A 20,878-nucleotide genomic window follows, 5' to 3' on the forward strand; every position below is an offset into this window, starting at 1 on the left:
GAAAGCCGACGGCGGCGATTCCAGGTGTTCGAGTTCGATGCCGGGGGCCGAGAGAACGACGTCTCCAGCGATGTGGACCGCGTACTGCTCACCGGTGTCCAGGGCGCTGACCTGGTACTCGTCCACCAACAAGGGGCCGTTGTCAGTGGCATGCGCTTCACTCTTCACCAGCGCCCAGGACCGGTCGACGGTACGGGGGGCCAGGACCGGGTCGGTGAAAGCGACGAGGCGGACACGAGTGGCGGGGGAACCGGGGGTGAGGCCGAGCAGACGAGCTGTGGCGACGAGGAACGCGGGGGACGTGCCGGCGAAGGCATGGGCGGGGGCGTTGCCCTCGGTGGCGTGGGTTCCCGTGGGGTCCGTGCGGACCCAGGTGACGCCGTCCACGGCGGCGCCGCGTACCTGCCAGCTCGCGGCGTGGAGTTCGAGACGGATGGGACGGCCGAGTTCGTCGATGGCCAGATCGACGGAGCCGGCGTGATCACCGGAGGGGGCGGTGGTCTGGGAGACGTAGCGCCAGCCGGACGGGCCTGGCGCGCAGTGGAAGTGTTCTTCACCGAGGGGGGTGTGGTCGTGCAGATCATGGAGCGAATAGCGGCCGCGGGGCATGGGGTCCTTGGGTCTTTCTGAGGCCGGTACGAGGCAGGCCCCCGACACGGGGGTGCGGGGGCCTGCCTGGTACCTACTGCTGACCTGACACCTGGTGCTGACTGCACTCAGTGCCTACTGCTGATCGGCGCCTACTGCCGACAGTGCGTAGGAGGGTGGATCAGTAGCGGTAGTGGTCCGACTTGTACGGGCCCTCGACCTCGACGCCGATGTAGGCGGCCTGCTCGGGGCGGAGCGTCGTGAGCTTCACTCCCAGGGCGTCCAGGTGGAGGCGGGCGACCTTTTCGTCGAGGTGCTTGGGAAGCACGTAGACGTCGGTCGGGTACTCAGAGGGCTTGGTGAACAGCTCGATCTGGGCCAGCGTCTGGTCCGCGAACGAGTTGGACATCACGAACGACGGGTGGCCGGTCGCGTTGCCCAGGTTCAGCAGGCGGCCCTCGGAGAGGATGATCAGCGTCTTGCCGTCGGCGAACGTCCAGGTGTGGACCTGCGGCTTGACCTCGTCCTTGACGATGCCCGGGATCTTGGCCAGGCCGGCCATGTCGATCTCGTTGTCGAAGTGGCCGATGTTGCCCACGATGGCCTGGTGCTTCATCTTGGCCATGTCCGTGGCCATGATGATGTCCTTGTTGCCGGTCGTGGTGACGAAGATGTCGGCGAGGGAAACGACATCGTCGAGGGTCGAGACCTGGAAGCCGTCCATGGCCGCCTGCAGGGCACAGATCGGGTCGATCTCGGTGATGATCACCCGGGCGCCCTGGCCGCGCAGGGACTCCGCGCAGCCCTTGCCCACGTCGCCGTAGCCGCAGACGACCGCGACCTTGCCGCCGATGAGGACGTCCGTGGCGCGGTTGATGCCGTCGATCAGGGAGTGACGGCAGCCGTACTTGTTGTCGAACTTGGACTTGGTGACCGCGTCGTTGACGTTGATCGCCGGGAAGAGGAGCTGCCCGTCGCGCTGCATCTCGTACAGACGGTGGACACCGGTCGTGGTCTCCTCGGTGACACCGCGGATCTCGGACGACAGCTGGGTCCACTTCTGCGGGTTCTCACCGAGGGTGCGGTTGAGGAGCTTGAGGATGTAGCTGTACTCCTCGCTGTCCGCGGTGGCCGGGTCCGGGGCGGCTCCGGCCTTCTCGAACTCGACGCCCTTGTGGACGAGGAGGGTGGCGTCGCCACCGTCGTCGAGGATCATGTTCGGGCCGCCGGTGGGGGTGTTCGGCCAGGTCAGCGCCTGCTCCGTGCACCACCAGTACTCTTCGAGCGTTTCGCCCTTCCAGGCGAAGACCGGGACGCCCGCAGGGGCCTCCGGGGTGCCCTTGGGCCCGACCGCGATGGCCGCGGCGGCGTGGTCCTGGGTGGAGAAGATGTTGCAGGAGGCCCAGCGGACCTCGGCGCCGAGGGCGACCAGGGTCTCGATCAGGACCGCCGTCTGCACCGTCATGTGCAGCGAACCGGTGACACGGGCTCCGGCCAGCGGCTGCGTCGCTGCGTACTCCTTGCGGATCGACATCAGACCGGGCATCTCGTGCTCGGCGAGAGTGATCTCCTTGCGCCCGAAGGCGGCCAGGGAAAGGTCTGCGACCTTGAAGTCCTGGGTGATGGCGTCGGTCGTCATACGAGCTGCTCCTCGGAAGATGGGTCGAGGGTGTACGGGCTGGATGCTGCGGCGACGGGCGTGAAGGCACAGGAATGCCCGAGCGCTCGCGGCGCAGTCCGTCGGAGGCCCTCTCTCCCTCGGCCGGTCCGCAGCGCGGACCGCCCGACCGCCATCAGCAGCGACGTCTGGCTCCGGTCGAATCTACACCGATCGGCCCAGCGGGCCCCAGCCCGCCCGGGGCGGATCGGCCAAGTTGTGGGGGATTCCCTGGGCGGGCGAACGGTGTCCTGGTGCGGCGCGGGCACGGCCCCGCCCCCCGTGATCAGTGGGCCGGCGTCGGCGTGGGGCCGCCCGGTGTTGCCGCCGGGTTGTTCCCTGCCGCGGCTTCCGCCTCGCTGTAGATGTCCGGTTCCAGGTAGATCACCCGCGCGATCGGGACGGCGGCACGGATGCGGGCCTCCGCGGCGTCGATCGCGTCGGCCACCTCGGTTGCCGTGTCGTCGTGCTGGACCGCGATCTTGGCGGCGACCAGCAACTCCTCGGGGCCGAGGTGGAGCGTACGCATGTGGATCACGGCGGTGACGGTGTCGTGGTCGACGATGGCTTCCTTGATCTTGTCGACCTCCTCGGCGCCCGCCGACTCACCCAGCAGCAGCGACTTGGTCTCCGCCGCCAGGACAAGCGCGATGAGGATCAGCAGCGTGCCGATGCAGAGCGTGCCGATGCCGTCCCAGACCCCGTTGCCCGTCCCGACGGCCAGTCCGACACCGGCCAGCGCCAGCACCAGACCGATCAGCGCGCCGAAGTCTTCGAGCAGCACGACCGGCAGCTCGGGAGCCTTGGCGCGGCGGATGAACTGGGACCAGGAAATGTCGCCGCGGGTCTGGTTGGACTCCTTGATCGCCGTACGGAAGGACAGGCCCTCCGCGATGACCGCGAAGACCAGGACGCCCACCGGCCAGTACCAGTTGTCCAGCGAATGCGGGTGCTTGACCTTCTCGTAGCCCTCGTAGACCGCGAACATGCCACCGACCGAGAAGAGCACGATCGAGACGAGGAACGCGTAGATGTACCGCTCCCGGCCGTAGCCGAAGGGGTGTTGGGGGGTGGCCTCGCGCTGGGCCTTCTTGCCGCCGAGCAGCAGCAGTCCCTGGTTGCCGGAGTCGGCGAGCGAGTGGACGCTTTCGGCAAGCATCGACGACGAGCCACTGAAGAGGAACGCCACGAACTTAGCTACCGCGATCGCGAGGTTGGCGCCGAGCGCCGCCACGATCGCCTTGGTTCCACCTGACGCACTCATGGGTGGACGTGTTCCCTTCGTCGGTGCCGCGGCCTTGGTGCCGCTATTCGGCCGCACATTGTCGCATCAGGCCACGACGGTCGCGCGAAAGACCGTGCCCGGTCCCGTCAGCTCGACGGTTTCGCCCGCCGGGACGAACACCGACCTGCCGGGTGCGAGGGCGAGTTCGCCCGCCCAGGGGGTGCCTGCCGTGCAGAGCAGGATCTGGGCGGTGGCGTCCGGGAGCCGGACCGGTGCGGACCCTTCGGAGCGTACGTAGCGGGAGAGCCGGAACTCGTCGATCGGGGTGTCGTACAACTCCTCGCCGTCCGGCGCCGCCTCGGGGCGCAGGATGCCCGGCTCGGTCGCCTCGAAGCGCACGATGCGGAGCAGTTCGGGGACGTCGACGTGCTTCGGGGTCAGCCCGCAGCGCAGCACATTGTCCGAGTTCGCCATGATCTCGACACCCAGGCCGTTGAGGTAGGCGTGCGGGATGCCCGCTCCGAGGAACAGTGCCTCACCGGGCTGCAGCTGTACGTAGTTGAGCAGCATCGCTGCGATGACGCCCGGGTCGCCCGGGTAGTGGTGGGCGATCGACGCGTACGGGGCGAGGGCACCGCCGAGGCGTTCGGCAGCGGCGGCGGCCTCGGTGACCGTCGCCTTCATCTCGGTGGGATCCGCGGTCAGAACGGCCGTCAGGACCTCGCGCAGGGCCGCCTCCTCGGGGCGGGCGCGCAGGATGTCCACGTACGGTTCGAGCGAGTCCACTTCGAGGGACGCGAGCAGATCGGCGGACTCGGCGGGCGTACGGAACCCGCAGAGGCCGTCGAACGGGGTGAGGGCGCAGATCAGTTCGGGCTTGTGGTTGGCGTCCTTGTAGTTCCGGTGCGGGGCGTCGATCGGGACGTGCCGGCGTTCCTCGTCCGCGTAGCCCTCCTTCGCCTGTGCGAGGTCGGGGTGCACCTGGAGGGAGAGCGGTGCGCCGGCCGCCAGGAGCTTGAGGAGGAACGGCAGGCGCGGGCCGAACTTCTCGACGGCCGGGGTGCCCAGTTCGGCCTCGGGGTCCGCGTCGATGACCGCCGACAGCGCGTGGTCGCCGGTGCCGCGGTCGATGCGGGACGGGGCTCCGGGGTGGGCCCCCAGCCACATTTCCGCCTGCGGTTCGCCGGTGGGGGCGATGCCGAGGAGGGTCGGGATGGCGGTCGTCGAGCCCCAGGCGTAAGGGCGCACGGTGTTGGCTAGGCGGTCCATGTGGCTACTTTCCGGGTTGCTTCGGTGGGGCGGACGAGGTGGATGGGGCAGCTGGGGCGTGGGTGGCTGTTGAGGTCACCCCGGGGGCGACGAGCGGGTCGTTGACAGGCCGTTGGCCGGGTTGTCGACCGGGCGCGCCAGCCGGACTGTCGACCGCGGGCCCAGGTGTTCGGATCGGGTGGAGCGGGTTCCCGCGCCGGCGGTCAGGCCGAGGCGAGGGCCAGGTAGGCGGCGGCGAAGTCCGTGACCGCGAGGAGCTCGGCGAGAGCTTCGAGTTCGCTGCCCTCCTCCGGTTCGAGTTCGCTGATCGGCGTGTCCTGGGCGAGGGCGATCTCGCGGGCCGCGGGCGCAGCGGTCAGGCCGCCCGCCGGGCGGTCCCGGAGCAGGACCACGCGGGCGTGCAGCGCCTGCGGGTCGTCCACCCGGTCGCGGAAGAAGTCCTCGGGGTCGGCGTCGCCCGCGAACGGTCCGACGAGCAGAGCGCCGTGCGAGGGGAGCGCCTCGGGCAGTTCGGCGGCCAGCGCGGGCCGCCCTGCCAGCTCGGTCAGTACGGCCGCGAAGCGGCGGCCGGCCGGCGCCGCGGCCGTGCCCTCCGTCCAGATGAGCGGCAGGGAGTCGGCGAGTTCGGAGGCGAGGGTCTTGGCCGGGTTGTTGTAGGTCGCGATGGCCGGTCCGCAGCGTTCCGCCGTGCTGTCGAGGCGGTCGGCCAGGTGCTGGAGGGTCTCGGGCGGTGCGCCGACCAGGCCCACGCGGTCGAGCAGGACCAGCAGCGGGGTGAGCAGCGCCCACAGGGCGCCGGGGCCGACCGCGGTGAACGGCACCTCGGCCCCTTCCTCGTACGGAGCCGTCGCCATCGGTACGACAAGGCCGTGCGCCCCGTCGACCGCCGTGGTCAGCGGGGTGCGGCGCGGCGCGACGGCGACGACGGTGCAGCCCCGGCGGTAGGCCTGCTCGGCGAGGAGCGCGAGGCCCGGTTCCGTACCGTCCGCGGTGGCGATGAGCAGCAGGTCCACCGGGCCCGTCCAGCCGGGGAGCGCCCAGCGCAGCGCGCCCGCGGCCGGGGCCACGCCGGTCGGGCGCAGCCGGGTGACCGGAGCGGCGGCCCCGGCCAGTGCGGCCACCACATCGGCCACACCGGTCGCGGCGGCGCCGGCTCCCGCGACGAGTACGGCTCGGGGGCGGCCCTCCGGTTCCAGGTCCGCGAGGCCCGCTTCGGCGGCGAGCCGGGCGGCGGTACGGACGCGGGCTCCGGCCTCGGCTGCGCCGCGGAGGAGTCCGCGGCGGTCGGCTCGTGCCAGGGCTTCCGGGGCGTCGAGCAACGACTCGTCGAGCATCGGGGTCTGCCTCCGATTCGCCTTGCGTGTAGGGGCGCGGGTGTACGGGAGCGTGGAGTGCGGGGTGTGACCGGGGCGGTTCCGCGGGCGTATGCCGGGTGGCGTTACGCGGGGCGGCGGGCCTCGTCGACGAGGAGTACGGGGATGCCGTCCCGCACGGGGTACGCGAGGCCGCATTCCTTACCGGTGCAGATCAGCTCGGGGTTCTCCTCGGCCGCCGACCGGTCGTCGAACGGTGCGTGGCAGACGGGGCAGGCAAGGATCTCCAGGAGACCGGCTTCGAGCGGCATGGGGTGGTCCCTTCGAACATACGGTTTGGGCCAGGTCAGCGTACCGCCGGGTCGGGGTGGCCGCGGGGCACCGGGGCGGTTCGGGGGCGCCCCGGCGGACGGACCCGCGCCCGGCGGTCGCCCCGGACCGGGGGCCGCCCGTCCCGCCGCTGCTCCGGGCGCCCCTCGCGGGCGGGCCGGTCAGGCATCCCCGCGCACCAGCCGCAGCACCTCGTCCCGCACCTTCGCCATCGTGGCCGGTTCCCGGGCCTCCACGTTCAGTCGCAGCAGCGGCTCGGTGTTGGAGGGGCGGAGGTTGAACCACCAGTCGGCCGAGGTCACGGTGAGGCCGTCCAGGTCGTCCAGGGTGACGCCGTCCAACTGCTCGTACGTCTCTCGCACCCGCGCCGTGGTCGCCGTCTGGTCGGTGACGGTGGAGTTGATCTCGCCCGAGCCGGTGTAGCGGTCGTACTGGGCGACCAGGTCGGAGAGGGTGCCGGGCTGGGTGCCCAGGGCCGCCAGGACGTGCAGGGCGGCGAGCATCCCGGTGTCCGCGTTCCAGAATTCCTTGAAGTAGTAGTGGGCCGAGTGCTCGCCGCCGAAGATCGCGCCGGTGCCGGCCATCTGCTGCTTGATGAAGGAGTGGCCGACCCGGGTGCGCACCGGGGTGCCGCCGTTCTCGCGGACCACCTCGGGGACGGACCAGGAGGTGATCAGGTTGTGGATCACGGTGCCGCCGGGGTGCTTGGCCAGCTCGCGGGCGGCCACCAGGGCCGTGATGACCGACGGGGACACGCCCTCGCCGCGCTCGTCGACGACGAAGCAACGGTCCGCGTCGCCGTCGAAGGCCAGGCCCAGGTCGGCACCCGTCTCGCGGACCTTCGCCTGGAGGTCCACCAGGTTGGCCGGGTCCAGGGGGTTGGCCTCGTGGTTGGGGAAGGTGCCGTCCAGCTCGAAGTACAGCGGGACCACTTCGAGCGGGAGCGGTGCCAGGACGGTGGGGACCGTGTGCCCGCCCATGCCGTTGCCCGCGTCCACGACGACCTTCAGCGGGCGGATCGCCGAGAGGTCGACCAGGGAGAGGAGGTGGGCCGCGTACTCCTTCAACGTGTCGCGTTCGGTGACGGTTCCCGCGGTGGCGGCAGCGGCCGGGGCGCCCGTCGCCGACCATGTCTCGACCAGCGTCCGGATCTCCGTCAGCCCGGTGTCCTGTCCCACCGGCGAGGCTCCGGCCCGGCACATCTTGATGCCGTTGTACCGGGCGGGGTTGTGCGAGGCGGTGAACATCGCTCCGGGCAGGTCGAGTTGGCCGGAGGCGAAGTACAGCTGATCCGTCGAGCACAGGCCGATGAGCGTGACGTCGGCGCCACGGGACGCGGCCCCGCGCGCGAAGGCTCCGGACAGGCCGGGGGACGAGGGGCGCATGTCGTGGCCGACGACGATCGCCGATGCGTCCGTCACCTGCACGAAGGCGGCGCCGAAGAGTTCGGCCAGTGACTCGTCCCACTGATCGGGCACGACCCCCCGTACGTCGTACGCCTTCACGACCTGCGACAAATCGACAGCACCAGCCACGTCGGTCCTCCTGAATTCCATTACGGGGCACTCAAACTACCCGTAAGGATGAGAAACACGGCGTCAACCGGAACGGCCCGTCGGCCCGTCAGGCCGGTGGGTTCCACGGCCCGGTGGGCCCGCTCAGGATTCCGGTGAGCGCAGTACCCGGAGATGGCCGCGGCGGCCGGCCTCGACCGGGTTGGCGGAGCGGGCGGTGCTGCCGGGCTCGGGGGTGCGCTCGTGCGGCCGGGCGGCTTCCCGTACGGCGTTGGCGAGGGCTTCGAGATCGTCACCGCTGGGCCGGGCGGGGGTGGAGCCGTCGGTGAGACGGACGACCTCCCAGCCGCGCGGAGCGGTCAGCCGCTCACTGTGCTCGGCGCACAGGTCGTAGCAGTGGGGCTCGGCATAGGTGGCGAGCGGGCCGAGGACCGCGGTCGAGTCGGCGTAGACGTACGTCAGCGTCGCGACGGCAGGGCGGCCGCACGCAGTGCGAGAACAGCGACGTACAGGGCTCACGGTATGGGACCGTACCGCACTCTTGAGCGGGCCGCGACGACACGCCCCGGCGTCACTCCTCCGTGTCGTGGCCCGATCCGCACCCCGGTCCCTTTCGGGGCAACTCGCTTGACCTGCACGGGTACAGTCGCACACAGCCAGTGACTGACCGGATGCGGTCGTGGCGGCGGTGACATCCAGTCACTCGCAGCGAAATCTCCGATCGGAAGTCGCCGGAGAGCCGATCGCGAACATGTCCGGAATGACCATTCCGCGACATGGCGAGAACGGCCCGGCCGTCGGGCTCGCCGTGCCCCGGGGAGGGCTACCCTGCGTCAGTGATGGACAACTCCCTACCGCCCCCGCCCGCCGAGCCCCGGCCGCGCCGTCGCGACCGGCACGGCCGGGGAATGCGCGGGCCCGTCGCCCCGCCCCAGGTTCCGCTCTCCACCAGTCGCGCGGATTCCTTCCGCGATCTGGTGCAGGACTCCGTGGAGCGCCTCGAACGCCGCTGGCCGCAGCTGGCCGAGGTCGATTTCCTGGTGCTGGACGTGCCCCGTACCGAGATCGGCGACGACCCCGACTCGTGGCCCAGCGATGTGTCCGTCCCGCTCGGCAACGCGATCTCGGCTGAAAAGAACCGGCCCGCGCAGATCGTCGTCTACCGGCGGCCCGTCGAGATCCGTACCAAGAACCGCGACGAGCGGGCACTGCTGGTGCACGAGATCGTCGTCGAGCAGGTGGCCGAACTGCTCGGCCTGGCGCCGGAGTCGGTCGATCCGCGGTACGGGCAGGACTGACCTTCCGGACGGCCTTCCCCTCTGGCCTTCCCCTCTGGCCTTCCCGACGGGCCGCCCGCGGCGCGGGCGGCCGTTCACCCCGGCTCCCAGGCCGTGTACGGCCTAGTTGCCGAGCAGCGTCAGGTCCTGCTTCGCCTGCGGTACGGAGACCGTCCCCCGGTCGTCGGGGAGGGTCTGCACGGTGAACATCGGGACGCCGTCGAGGGGGAGTTCGAGCGTGCGCGCCGCGTAGACCTGGCCGCCGCCCGGCTCGGGCTCCACCGTCAGCGCGTACGAACCCTTGAGCCCGGCCGGTACTTCGGGCTTCACCGCGAGCGTCGTCCCGCCCTTGACCGTGTACGTCTTGACGACCGGCTGCCCGCCTTCGCTGCCCGCCGACGACGTGACCTTCACCTTCGCCGTGGCGAACGGCGCGGCCAGCGAGAGCACCGAGCCCTTGGAGCGGTTGTCGGCCACCGAGGACCGCTCCCCCACCGCCGCGGTCGCCGGGATGAAGGCGACCTCCTGCTTGGTTCCCTTGCCGCGCACCACGCGCAGGGCGGCCACCACGGGCGCCTTGCCGTTGCCGGACTGGGAGAGCACCAGCGATCCCGCGGCGCCCCGGGTGACGTCCGCCAGGTCGGCGGCGGCGGTCATGCCCGACTTGAGGTGCAGTGTCTCGTGGCCCGCCGGGGTGATCGTGCCGTCGGCGGCGGCCAGTTGGACCTTCAGGTCCACGTCGTCCGAGCCGGGTGTGAAGGCCACCAGCCGTACGGAGGTGGCGTCCGCGGGGATGCCGGGGAGCACCAGCCTGCGCGCCGGGGCGGCCGACGCGGGAATCCAGTCGCTGCCGAGCTTGTCGTCCATGGACTGCACCACCGCGCCGACCCGGCCGGTACGGGTGGTGACATGGGCGGTGAGGTTCTCGGTGGGGTGGGGCGCGAGCGTCGAGAGCAGCACGGGGACCGTCGACCTGGCCGGAACCGTGATGCCCTCCCCCACATCGGACTTGATGACGCCGTCCTTGCCGTACAGCTCGATGTCGACGACGGCCGCGCTGTCGTCCGGGTTGGTGAGGTGGACGTAGTCCTGACGGCCGGTGGACGTGCCGGCGCCGGGGAACCAGAAGTCCGTGTCGGGCGGCGTGCAGTTGGTGCCGAGCACTCCGCGCGAGCCGCCGACGTCGACGGTCGTGGTCTGCTGGGCGGTCCAGCCGGGAGCCAGCAGGCCGTCGGCCGAGCCGATGAGGGCCGGGGAGTCACCGCCCGATTCCTTGTCGGTGACCGGCTTGCCGGGCTCCTTGAGCGACACGACGGGCTTCTCCGTGCCCGCCGGTCCGCCCTTCTTGCCCTTCTCGGGCTTCTTCGCGTCCGTCCCGGGGCCGGTCACGGACGGCAGCAGCTGGGCGGTACCGGCCGCTCCGCCGCCCTTCCCCGCCGGGGTGAAGGCGGTGTACGTCGTCTCTGCCACGTCGGAGGTGCTGGGCACGGGACAGACCAGGCTGGAGCGCTCGACGGGCAGCCGCGCGGCTGTCTTCGCCCCGGCCGTGCTGCCCGACGGGGCGCTGACGGAGGCGAATCCGGTGACGGCCGCGAGGGCGGCGACGGCCGCGGCGAGGGCGAGGGCGGTGCGGTTCACTGGTTGCTCCCGTCGGGGCGGTGCTCGGTCTCGTCGGGGTACGGCTGCTGCCGGGGCTGCCGGCCGTAGCCGTAGGGGTCGTACTCGCCTTCCTGCGGCGCCTGTTGCGGGTACGGGTCGTACTGCTGCCCGTCCTGGTACTGACCTTCCTGGTGACCTTCCTGGTACTGGCCGTCCTGGTACTGACCGCCGTGGGCCTGCTGCCCGTCCTGGTACGGCTCGTTGCCGTACTGCGCGTCGGGGTACCGGCCTTCGGCGTACTGACCGTCCGGGAACCGGCCACCCTGGAACTGACCGTCCTGGTACTGCTCGTTCCGGTACTGCTCACCGGCGTACTGACCGCCCGCGTACTGACCGGCCGGCGGGTACGCCGGCTGGTCCCACTCGCCGTATGCGGGCTGCTGCGGTACGTCGGCCCCGTACTGCGGCGCGAAGTCGCCCTCTGCCGCGGGCATCCCGGGCTTCTCCTCGTCCGGCTCGGCGGGCCGGTACGGATCGTCCGCCGCGGGCTCGGGCAGGGGTTGCGCCCCGGCCGGTGCCGCGCCGTCCGTCTCGTCCTCCGCGCCCGCTTCGGCCTCCGCCTGGGCCGCGGCACGCAGCCGTCGTGCCCGGCGTCCCTCGCCCGCCACCGGCTCCGCGGGTACGGGGAGTTCCTCCTCGGGGAGGTCGTCGTCGATCTCCTTGCGGCGGCCGGGCAGGGCGAGCACCAGCAGGACGATCACGAGGACCACCTGGGCCCAGGTCCACAGGGTGTGGGTGAACGGCTGGTCGTACGTGACGTCGAGCTTCCCGCCCTGGGTGGGGAGTTCGAAGCCCTGGGCCCAGCCGTCGACCGTCGTCCTGGTGAGGGCGCGGCCGTCCAGGGTGGCCGTCCAGCCCGGCGCCACGGAGTCGGCGATCCGCAGGACGCGGCCCGACGTGCCCGCCGGGACCGTGGTGTGGATGTCCACCGGGCCCGCTGCCACGGACATCGGTTCGGCGGCGTCGGCCGCGCCACCGGACGCGGTCGTCGACGTGCCCGGGATGATGGTGGCCCGTGCGACCTGCCGGTCGACGCGCCACAGGGCGCTGCCGTCCAGCTGGCTCAGCCTGCTCAGCCCCGGTGTGGCGTCCAGTACCCGGCTCATGGCCGGCGGCGCGCCGTCGCGGACCAGCAGGTAGCGGATCGCGTACCCGCTGAGCTGGTCGGACTGGTCGGCGCCGGAGCCCGCGACCAGACCGGCCACGATCTTGTCGAGCCGGGGGCTGTCGCCGCCCGCGCGGGCCAGCTCGGCGTCGCCGAGCCTGCCGCCGGAGCCGCGTACCAGCGTGTACGAGACTTCCGCGTCGGACTTCCCGCCGAGGATCAGGGTGCGGGCCTGGTCGCGGGTGCCGCTCTCCTCGGCGACGAACGCCGGTACCTGCACCGGGTCGCGCCGCTCCAGCGGCCCATCCGCACCGCTGGCCATCCATCCGAAGGCGGCGATCAGGGGGGCGACGAGGGCCGCGACGGCGATCAGCCCGGCGACCGGCTGGCGCCAGCCGAAGCTCTGGGTGGCGACGCGTCCGCGCGCGCCCTCCGCGCCGAGCACGGCCGCGGCGAGCAGGGCGATGCCGTAGACGAGTGTGGCGGGACCGGCCCAGCCCGCGTTGTTGGCGAGGACGGAGAAGACCAGCCCGACCAGGGCCACGGCCCAGGCGCCGCGGATCGCGAACTGCCGTTCCCCGCGCAGCAGGGCCGCCAGTGCGGCGAGCACCACGCCGATCAGCAGTACGCCGCCCGCGGTCTTCGGCCCGCCGGGGCTCATCCCCAGCAGGTCGAGCGCGGAGGCCGAGCCCTTGCCGAACTCCATGCCCGCCTCGCGGAAGAAGTCCGACGGGCTCGACAGCAGGGAGAGCGACCAGGGCGCGAGCACCAGCAGGGGGGTGCCGACGAGCGCGAGGAAGCGCAGTCCGTACGCCACGAGGTCGTCGCGCCGCAGCGCCAGGACGGCGATCCCCAGGACCACGGCGAGCGGCCACACGATCGGGGTGAAGGCCATGGCGAGGGTCAGCAGGAAGGTGTACGCCCAGACCGCGCGCCAGCTTCCGCGCGCACCGCGCAGTCCGGCGGCGGACACGGCGCAGCGGGCGATCAGCGGCAGCAGGACCGCCAGTACGGCCGTCCCGACCCGGCCGGACGCCAGTGCGCCGGTCGCGGCGGGCAGGAAGGCGTACGCGACGCTGCCCCAGGCCCGCAGCAGGCGGGAGCCGGTGAGCGGGCGGGAGACGAAGTACGCGGTGAGCCCGGCCAGCGGCACGGAGCAGACCAGCAGCAGGGTGAGGGCCAGCCCGACGTGTCCGAGGAGGACGGCGGAGAGTGCGGCGATGATCCCGAGGTACGGCGGGGCGGACTGCGTGCCGCCGGTGCCGAAGGGGTGCCACACGTCGGCGTACCGGTTCCACAGCTCCGACACGTGCTCGGGCGCGGGCAGCAGTGCGCCGCCCGCGAGTGCGCCTGCGCCGAGCAGCGCCCGGCAGGCGACGAGCGACACCACGAGGAGCACGGCGAACAGCACGGGGCCCGGTTTGCGCGCGATCCGCTTCAGCCGGGCGAACTGCTCGATCTCCAGGAAGTCGGCGTCGTCACCGCCCGGACCGGATTCGACGGCGCCGTGCCGCGATCCGGCTTCCGCGTCGGTGCTGCCGCCGAAGTGTCCGACGACCTGTTCGGCGGTGGCCTTGACGGTGGCGCCGGGCGGCGGGAAGAGCGGGCGCAGTTCGCTCGCGTCGACCGTTCCGCTGCCGCGTCTGCGCCGCCCGGCCAGGATCCGCTCGGGACGCAGCAGGGTGCCCACCAGCCCGGCGACCTCGTCGAGCGCCTGTCCCGGCGCCTTGCCGACGAGGTAGGCGACCACTCGCATCAAGGTGCCGAGGACCAGCCGCAGCATGACGTACGGGAGGCCCCTGCCCCGGGTGTTGGTGAGCAGGGTGTAGACGGCGCCCGCTTTGTCGACGCGGTGCGGGTTGGCGACGGAGCGTCCGACACAGTCGATGGGCCTGCGTTCGCGGGCCGATGCCTCCGCATGGCGCAGTACGGCGTCGGGGGCGACCACGACCCGGTGGCCGGCGGCGTGCGCGCGCCAGCACAGGTCGACGTCGTCGCGCATGAGCGGCAGCCTGCGGTCGAAGCCGCCCAGCTCCTCCCAGACGTCCCGCCTGATGAGCATGCCCGCGGTCGACACGGACAGTACGGAGCGCACCTGGTCGTGCTGTCCCTGGTCCTGCTCACGGCGGTCGAGACCGGTCCAGCGCCGACCGCTGTTGGCGATCGAGACGCCGACTTCGAGCAGTTGCTTACGGTCGTACCAGCCGCGGAGCTTGGGGCCGACGACGGCGGCGTGCGGGTCGTTCTCCACGACGCGCAGCAGTTCGGCGAGTGCGTCGGGGTCGGGCGCGCAGTCGTCGTGCAGCAGCCAGAGCCACTGCACCGGTTCGCCGTGCGGCAGTTCGGGCAGGTCGTAGGTGTCGTCGCGCCAACTGCGGCTCACCGGGTCCCAGCCGCTGGGCCGCTTCAGGTACGGCAGTTCCTCGGGACCGAGGACGCCTGCTGTGCGGACCGCCTCGTCGACGGCGGTGCCGAAGCCGGTGCGGCGGGCGAGGTGCAACACCCGCTCCGCGCCGAGCGCTTCGGTGACCAGGCCCGCCGACGCGTCGGCGCTGCCGGTGTCGGCCGCGACGACGTTCTGTACGGGCCGCTCCTGCCCGAGCAGTCCGGCCAGCGCGTCGGGCAGCCAGCGGGCGCCGTCGTGGGAGACGAGCACGGCGGTGACGACGTGCCGCGGGAACTCTGGTGGGTGGGCGGAAGCGAACGCAGGCGTTGCGGCCTCGTAAGGGGCCGTCGATTGGCTGTGCACGGACATCGAGGTACGGGCCCCTCCGGCCGGGGTCCGGGGGTCGTTCTCCCCCGGAAGGCGCTGTGCGGATGCGGTGGACGCACGCGCCCCGTGGGGACGTTGGTGCATCGCGGACGGGGCCCCACACTAACGGCTGCCTCGGACAGCGGTCCGCCGCCCGTCGTCGGGGGACGGGCGGCGGACCGGTTGCTCCGTACCGACCTGTGTCGGTCTTGTGCCGTTTAGGCGATCAATTCATGTGGCCAAGTGACTAGACAGCAGCCTTTTTCAGCCGCCTGCGTTCACGCTCGGACAGACCGCCCCAGATGCCGAATCGCTCGTCGTTGGCGAGGGCGTACTCAAGGCACTCGGACCGGACCTCGCAGGCGAGGCAGACCTTCTTGGCCTCACGGGTGGAACCGCCCTTCTCGGGGAAGAAGGACTCGGGGTCGGTCTGGGCGCACAGTGCACGCTCCTGCCAGCCGAATTCCTCATCCGCGTCCTCGACCAGCAGTTGCTGGAACAGCTCGGTCATGTGCGCCCCTTGTCCGTCTTTGCGTCCCCGTGTTGCTGTCGCTACCGATTTCGGCCGAACGACACGAGTGAAATTACAAGTGTGTGGATACGGGCCAGTCAAGCCGAGATCTGCTATTGGGCCCCTTATTCACTCTGCGGAACCAAGGCTATGCGGAAAGTGTTCAAATCACTAAAAACCTGACACATGCCACTGGCCCATACCCACGCCCCCTCCTGGAGAGAGACTCCGCCGAGGTCGACCCCGTTACGCCCTGCGCTCCGAAGCGATTCAGATCACAGTCCGATTACGAGGCCGTCGCGACGTTTGCGACGGGGCTTGCTGCGCCACATCTCCGCAACACTCCGAGAGCAAACCTCCCGCCGGGCGGAGTAACCGGATGAGGTGAATCATTACCGCCATATCGGTCATTGAGTTGACAGTCGGAACGCGAGCCGTTCTCCTAGACCTCATGCCAGCGACCGCAGCGTTCTCCGCGACCCACGCCCGTGGGTTCCGTAGCGCTGTCCAGGCGTGCTGTTGCTGTTCCAGCTGTTGATGCCTCCGCGCTCCAGCGTCTCTCCGCAGTCCTGACTGCTTGCTCCGCACGTCACGTTCCGTACGTTCTGCACATTTCTGCGACACCCCAGCACTTCACTGCCGAGGAACCCCCGCATCATGAACAGCGACAGCGACCTCCAGATCGCCGGCGACATCCTCGCCGTCCAGCACCTGCTCCAGCCCGCCCGCGAGCACCCGGCCACCGTGGCCGAGTTCGCCGGACTCGCGCGCTCCCTCGCCGCCGACCGCGGCCGGTGGCAGCACCTCGTCAGGTACGACGCCGTCTCGCGCTGGTACCACCGGCTGCACGAGGGGCCCGGGTACGAGGTCTGGCTGCTGAGCTGGGTTCCCGGTCAGGGCAGCGGACTGCACGACCACGGTCCGTCGTCCGGTGTGCTCACGGTCCTCGACGGCCGGCTGACCGAACGCACCGAGCGCGGCAGGCACACACTGACCGCGGGCGCGCAGCGGGTCTTCGCACCCGGCTACGCCCATGAGGTCGTCAACGACTCCCTGGAGCCCGCGGTCAGCCTGCACGTGTACTACCCGGGCCTGACCACGATGCCGATGCACAGCCCGCAGTGCGCCCCGGTCGCCGTCGCCACCTGACAGGCCCGCCCGGTCCCCCGGCCACCACCCCTCATCCGATGAGGCTCCGCCTGACACACTGTCTTCATGCGCATTGTGGTTCTGGCCGGAGGCATCGGTGGTGCCCGATTCCTGCGTGGCCTCAAGCAGGCCGCGCCTGACGCGGACATCACCGTCATCGGCAACACCGGTGACGACATTCATCTGTTCGGGTTGAAGGTCTGCCCCGACCTCGACACGGTGATGTACACCCTGGGCGGTGGCATCGACGAGGAACAGGGCTGGGGGCGTACCGACGAGTCCTTCACCGTCAAGAGCGAACTCGCCGCGTACGGCGTGGGACCCGAGTGGTTCGGCCTCGGCGACCGTGACTTCGCGACGCACATCGTCCGTACCCAGATGCTCGGCGCGGGCTATCCGCTGAGCGCGGTCACCGAGGCGCTGTGCGAGCGGTGGCAGCCCGGCGTGCGGCTCATCCCCATGTCCGACGACCGCGTCGAGACGCATGTCGCCGTCGATGTCGACGGCGAGCGCAAGGCCGTCCACTTCCAGGAGTACTGGGTGCGGCTGCGGGCCTCGGTCGAGGCGCAGGCCGTCGTGCCGGTGGGCGCCGAACAGGCCAAGCCCGCGCCGGGCGTCCTCGAAGCCATCGCCGCCGCCGACGTGATCCTCTTCCCGCCGTCCAACCCGGTGGTCTCGGTCGGCACCATCCTGTCGGTGCCCGGGATACGCGAGGCGATCGCCGACGCGGGGGTACCGGTCGTCGGGCTCTCGCCCATCGTCGGGGACGCACCCGTGCGCGGGATGGCCGACAAGGTTCTCGCCGCGGTCGGCGTCGAGTCCACGGCCGCGGCGGTCGCCGAGCACTACGGCTCGGGTCTGCTGGACGGCTGGCTGGTCGACACCGTCGACGCCGCGTCGGTGGCCAGGGTCGAGGAGGCGGGCATCCGTTGCCGGGCCGTGCCGCTGATGATGACCGATCCGGACACCACCGCGGCGATGGCCCGCGAGGCGCTCGCCCTGGCCGAGGAGGTGCGGGTGTGACGTCCTACCGCGTCTGGGCCGTACCCGGGCTGCCCGAGGTGCAGCCCGGCGACGATCTCGCGAAGCTGATCGCCGGGGCCGCGCCGGAGTTGACGGACGGCGATGTCGTCCTCGTCACCTCCAAGATCGTCTCGAAGGCCGAGGGCCGCATCGTGCAGGCCCAGGACCGCGAGGCGGCGATCGACGCGGAGACGGTACGGGTGGTGGCGCGGCGCGGCGCCCTCCGGATCGTCGAGAACAAGCAGGGCCTGGTGATGGCCGCCGCCGGTGTCGATGCCTCCAACACCCCTGCCGGGACCGTGCTGTTGCTGCCGGAGGACGCCGACAGTTCGGCGCGGGTCATCCGCCGGGGGCTGCGGGACACGCTGGGCGTCGAGGTGGGCGTCGTCGTCACGGACACCTTCGGGCGTCCCTGGCGCAACGGCCTCACCGATGTGGCGATCGGGGCCGCCGGGGTGCGGGTGCTCGACGACCTGCGCGGCGGCCAGGACGCGTACGGCAATCCGCTCAGCGCCACCGTCGTCGCCACCGCCGATGAACTGGCCGCCGCGGGCGACCTGGTGAAGGGCAAGGCGGCGGGCCTGCCGGTCGCCGTGGTGCGCGGCCTGCCGCACGTCGTCACGGCTCACGGCGAGGGCGAAGGGGAGGACCAGGACGGAGGTGCCCGTGCGATGGTGCGGGTCGCCGCCGACGACATGTTCCGGCTCGGTACGTCCGAGGCGGTACGGGAAGCGGTCACCCAGCGGCGTACCGTCCGTGAGTTCACCAACGATCCGGTGGACCCGGGCGCGGTGCGCCGCGCGGTCGCGGCGGCCGTCACCGCCCCGGCCCCGCACCACACCGCCCCGTGGCGTTTCGTACTCCTGGAGTCCGCGGGGTCGCGCACCCGGCTGCTCGACGCGATGCGGGACGCCTGGATCGAGGACCTGCGGCGCGACGGCAAGTCGGAGGAGTCCGTCGCCAAGCGGGTGCGCCGCGGTGAAGTACTGCGGCGGGCACCGTACTTGGCGGTGCCCTGCATGGTGCTGGACGGCTCGCACACCTACGGGGACCCCCGGCGGGACGCGGCGGAGCGCGAGATGTTCACCGTGGCGACCGGTGCGGGCGTGCAGAACTTCCTGGTGGCGCTGGCGGGTGAGCGGCTGGGATCGGCGTGGGTCTCCTCGACGATGTTCTGCCGGGACGTGGTGCGCGAGGTGCTGGGGCTGCCTGCGGAGTGGGAGCCGATGGGGGCGGTGGCGATCGGACGTCCGGCGGGTGCTCCTGCGGAACGGGCCGAGCGGGACGTGGAGGGGTTCATCGCGGTGCGGTGAGCTTGGAGCGGGGCGGCGCCTGTGTTTCAGGGCTCCGCCCCGCACCCCGCTCCTCAAACGCCGGAGGGGCTGATTCCAGTCCCCCCGGCAGGGCTGGAATGTGACCTCACAGCCGCGCGATGTCCGTCCGTGGCATCTTCGGTACCCGCCTCCCCGGCACCCGCCCCGTCAGCAGGATCAGCCGGACCGCGCGGTGGCGCTGGCCCGCGTACGGTTCCAGGAGTTCCAGCATCCCGTCGTCGTCGACGCCCCGGCGGCCCGTCAGCGCGTAGCCGACGATTCCCGGCAGATGCAGGTCGCCGACCGTCACCGCGTCCGGTGCTCCGACGGCGCGCTGGAGCGTTTCCGCCGAGGTCCAGGGGCCGATGCCGGGGATCAGTTCCAGTCGGCGGGCGGCCTCGGCCGGGGGCATCGTCGCCGCTTCCTCCAGCCGGCGCGCCACCCGGACCGCCCGCAGGATCGTCGACGCGCGTTTGTTGTCGACGCCCGCGCGGTGCCACTCCCAGGACGGGATGAGCGCCCAGGTGCGCGGGTCGGGCATGACATGCATGTGTGCGGGGGCCGGACCGGGCGCCGGTGCGCCGAATTTACGGAGCAGCAGGCGCCAGGCCCGGTAGGCCTCGTCGACCGTGACCTTCTGCTCCAGGACCGACGGGATCAGCGACTCCAGGACCAGACCGGTGCGGCAGAGCCGCAGCTGCGGGCGGCGCCGGTGCACGTCGGCGACCAGCCGGTGGCGCGGTACGAACGCGGACGGGTCGTCCAGTTCGCCCAGCAGCGCGGGCAGCCGGTCCAGCAGCCAGTCGGCGCCCGGACCCCAGCCCTCGGCGCCGTCCGCGGTGATCCGCAGCGTGCCGGGTCCTTCGGGAGTCAGGCTGGCCCGCCACACCGCGCCGTCCGGCGTCATCCGGTACGTGGGGTCCCACGGGCCACGGCGGAGCACCCCGAGGACCAGGGCGAGGTCGACGGGGCCGCTCCTCGCGATGAAACGTCCTGCCACCCCGTAGAGGCTACTGGTCGGACGAGAAACGCACGGAACCGTCCGGCAGGACCGCCCCGCACCAGATCCTTATGCCCGCGCGCAGCTCGTTGTCCGCGCCCACCCGCGCACCGTCCCCGACGACCGCGCCGGTCAGCACCGAGCGGGCGCCGATCCGGGCTCCGGCACCGATCAGCGAATCGGTGATCACCGCACCGGGCTCGACGACCGCGCCGTCCAGGACCGTACTGCCGTCGATCGTGGCCCCGGCGCCGACGACCACGCCCTCGCCGATCGCCGTACCGCCGGTCACCTTGGCGTCCGGGGCGACGGTGGCGCTGTCCAGCACCAGCCGGTCGCCGCAGCGGCCGGGCACGGCGGGGGACGGCGCATGGCCGAGGACCAGGTCGGCCGAACCGCGTACGAAGGCCTGCGGGGTGCCCAGGTCGAGCCAGTACGTCGAGTCGACCATGCCCTGGAGGTGGGCGCCCGAGCGCAGCAGCTGGGGGAAGGTCTCGCGTTCCACCGAGACCGGGCGGCCCGTCGGGATCGTGTCGATGACCGAGCGCGTGAAGACGTAGGCGCCCGCGTTGATCTGGTCGGTGACGATCTCCTCCGGGGTCTGCGGCTTCTCCAGGAAGGCGGTCACCCGGCCGGTGTCGTCCGTCGGGACCAGCCCGAAGGCGCGCGGGTCCTCGACCTTGGTCAGGTGGAGGGAGACGTCCGCGCCCGAGGTCTCGTGGGTGGTGACGAGCGCTTCGATGTCCAGGCCGGTGAGGATGTCCCCGTTGAAGATGAGGACGGGCTCACCGGGCTCCGAGCGCAGGCGTCCGGCGACATTGCGGATGGCGCCGCCCGTGCCCAGCGGCTCGACCTCGGTGACGTACTCCAGGTGCAGGCCCAGGGCGGACCCGTCGCCGAAGTGCGGCTCGAAGACCTCGGCGAGATACGAGGTGGCGAGCACGATGTGGTCGATCCCGGCGGCCCGCGCGCGTGCCAACTGGTGGGTGAGGAAGGGGACTCCGGCCGCGGGGACCATCGGTTTGGGCGTGTTGACCGTGAGCGGTCGCAGCCGCGTGCCCTTGCCACCGACCAGGAGAATCGCTTCTGTCACCTTGACGTCTCTGCTTCCTGCTGGGGCGGGCCGTTAGGACCTGTCCTAACCGGCTGGCCAGTGTATGCAGACGGTGAAGGGCCGTTGCGGGCAGGCCGTA

The 20,878-nt window shown here is 71.6% G+C and carries 17 protein-coding genes (1 of these 17 cut by a window edge); 4 read left to right on the plus strand and 13 right to left on the minus strand.

Annotated elements, in window-relative coordinates; all coding sequences use genetic code 11:
* From OG709_RS13235 to OG709_RS13270, 8 genes are all read right to left on the minus strand, one after another.
* Positions 1 to 609 carry the 5' portion of a hypothetical protein gene (locus OG709_RS13235; RefSeq protein ID WP_326694778.1) on the minus strand. The gene continues 6 nt to the left of window position 1, outside the view, so only the first 609 of its 615 coding nucleotides appear in the window; it begins with the start codon at positions 607 to 609; its stop codon lies beyond the left edge, outside the window.
* A gap of 160 nt (positions 610 to 769) precedes the next feature.
* Complete coding sequence (gene ahcY, locus OG709_RS13240) at positions 770 to 2,227, minus strand: adenosylhomocysteinase (RefSeq protein WP_250302208.1); 1,458 nt, start codon at positions 2,225 to 2,227, stop codon at positions 770 to 772.
* A 304-nt stretch (positions 2,228 to 2,531) separates the two neighbouring features.
* A complete protein-coding gene (locus tag OG709_RS13245) occupies positions 2,532 to 3,509 on the minus strand; it encodes a cation diffusion facilitator family transporter (protein WP_250302207.1) in 978 nt (325 codons plus the stop codon).
* Positions 3,510 to 3,575: 66 nt separating this feature from the next.
* Positions 3,576 to 4,739, minus strand: coding sequence for a mannose-6-phosphate isomerase, class I (gene manA / locus OG709_RS13250; protein ID WP_266642855.1), 1,164 nt, complete (start codon positions 4,737 to 4,739; stop codon positions 3,576 to 3,578).
* Positions 4,740 to 4,942: 203 nt separating this feature from the next.
* Positions 4,943 to 6,073, minus strand: coding sequence for an SIS domain-containing protein (locus tag OG709_RS13255; protein WP_266642854.1), 1,131 nt, complete (start codon positions 6,071 to 6,073; stop codon positions 4,943 to 4,945).
* A gap of 104 nt (positions 6,074 to 6,177) precedes the next feature.
* Positions 6,178 to 6,363 (minus strand): Trm112 family protein, encoded by a 186-nt coding sequence (locus OG709_RS13260; RefSeq protein WP_250302204.1) that lies wholly within the window; start codon positions 6,361 to 6,363, stop codon positions 6,178 to 6,180.
* A gap of 180 nt (positions 6,364 to 6,543) precedes the next feature.
* Positions 6,544 to 7,917 (minus strand): phosphomannomutase/phosphoglucomutase, encoded by a 1,374-nt coding sequence (locus OG709_RS13265; protein ID WP_250302203.1) that lies wholly within the window; start codon positions 7,915 to 7,917, stop codon positions 6,544 to 6,546.
* Positions 7,918 to 8,040: 123 nt separating this feature from the next.
* Entirely contained in the window at positions 8,041 to 8,415 is a 375-nt protein-coding gene (locus OG709_RS13270) for a DUF3499 domain-containing protein (RefSeq protein WP_329166195.1), read from the minus strand.
* Between the two features lie 320 nt (positions 8,416 to 8,735).
* On the opposite strand from OG709_RS13270, the gene OG709_RS13275 reads away from it, so the two are divergent.
* Positions 8,736 to 9,194 (plus strand): metallopeptidase family protein, encoded by a 459-nt coding sequence (locus tag OG709_RS13275; RefSeq protein ID WP_250302201.1) that lies wholly within the window; start codon positions 8,736 to 8,738, stop codon positions 9,192 to 9,194.
* A 102-nt stretch (positions 9,195 to 9,296) separates the two neighbouring features.
* Here OG709_RS13275 and OG709_RS13280 read toward each other — a convergent pair whose 3' ends face one another.
* The 3 genes from OG709_RS13280 to OG709_RS13290 form a co-directional block, all read right to left on the minus strand.
* Positions 9,297 to 10,811 (minus strand): DUF5719 family protein, encoded by a 1,515-nt coding sequence (locus OG709_RS13280; RefSeq protein WP_250302200.1) that lies wholly within the window; start codon positions 10,809 to 10,811, stop codon positions 9,297 to 9,299.
* Complete coding sequence (locus tag OG709_RS13285; protein ID WP_266642849.1) at positions 10,808 to 14,692, minus strand: glycosyltransferase; 3,885 nt, start codon at positions 14,690 to 14,692, stop codon at positions 10,808 to 10,810. Before OG709_RS13285 ends, OG709_RS13280 begins: the two co-directional genes overlap by 4 nt.
* A 244-nt stretch (positions 14,693 to 14,936) precedes the next feature.
* The gene (locus OG709_RS13290) at positions 14,937 to 15,200 is read right to left on the minus strand and encodes a WhiB family transcriptional regulator (RefSeq protein ID WP_164266780.1); all 264 of its coding nucleotides are present in this window, start codon (positions 15,198 to 15,200) and stop codon (positions 14,937 to 14,939) included.
* A 657-nt stretch (positions 15,201 to 15,857) separates the two neighbouring features.
* On the opposite strand from OG709_RS13290, the gene OG709_RS13295 reads away from it, so the two are divergent.
* The 3 genes from OG709_RS13295 (at position 15,858) to OG709_RS13305 (ending at position 18,685) form a co-directional block, all read left to right on the plus strand.
* On the plus strand, positions 15,858 to 16,349 hold the full coding sequence (locus OG709_RS13295; RefSeq protein WP_250302198.1) for a cysteine dioxygenase: 492 nt from the start codon (positions 15,858 to 15,860) through the stop codon (positions 16,347 to 16,349).
* A 66-nt stretch (positions 16,350 to 16,415) separates the two neighbouring features.
* The gene (gene cofD, locus OG709_RS13300; protein ID WP_250302197.1) at positions 16,416 to 17,372 is read left to right on the plus strand and encodes a 2-phospho-L-lactate transferase; all 957 of its coding nucleotides are present in this window, start codon (positions 16,416 to 16,418) and stop codon (positions 17,370 to 17,372) included.
* Positions 17,369 to 18,685: a coenzyme F420-0:L-glutamate ligase gene (locus OG709_RS13305; RefSeq protein ID WP_329166201.1), complete on the plus strand. Its 1,317-nt coding sequence runs from the start codon at positions 17,369 to 17,371 to the stop codon at positions 18,683 to 18,685. Before cofD ends, OG709_RS13305 begins: the two co-directional genes overlap by 4 nt.
* A gap of 106 nt (positions 18,686 to 18,791) precedes the next feature.
* Here OG709_RS13305 and OG709_RS13310 read toward each other — a convergent pair whose 3' ends face one another.
* Both OG709_RS13310 and OG709_RS13315 read right to left on the minus strand, forming a co-directional pair.
* Positions 18,792 to 19,685: a DNA-3-methyladenine glycosylase family protein gene (locus OG709_RS13310; RefSeq protein ID WP_250302195.1), complete on the minus strand. Its 894-nt coding sequence runs from the start codon at positions 19,683 to 19,685 to the stop codon at positions 18,792 to 18,794.
* Positions 19,686 to 19,695: 10 nt separating this feature from the next.
* Positions 19,696 to 20,778 carry an NDP-sugar synthase gene (locus OG709_RS13315; RefSeq protein WP_329166203.1) on the minus strand — a complete coding sequence of 361 codons (1,083 nt, stop codon included), beginning with the start codon at positions 20,776 to 20,778 and terminating at the stop codon, positions 19,696 to 19,698.
* Positions 20,779 to 20,878 lie beyond the last annotated feature (100 nt).

The organism is Streptomyces sp. NBC_01267, from assembly GCF_036241575.1.
GTDB lineage: Bacteria > Actinomycetota > Actinomycetes > Streptomycetales > Streptomycetaceae > Streptomyces.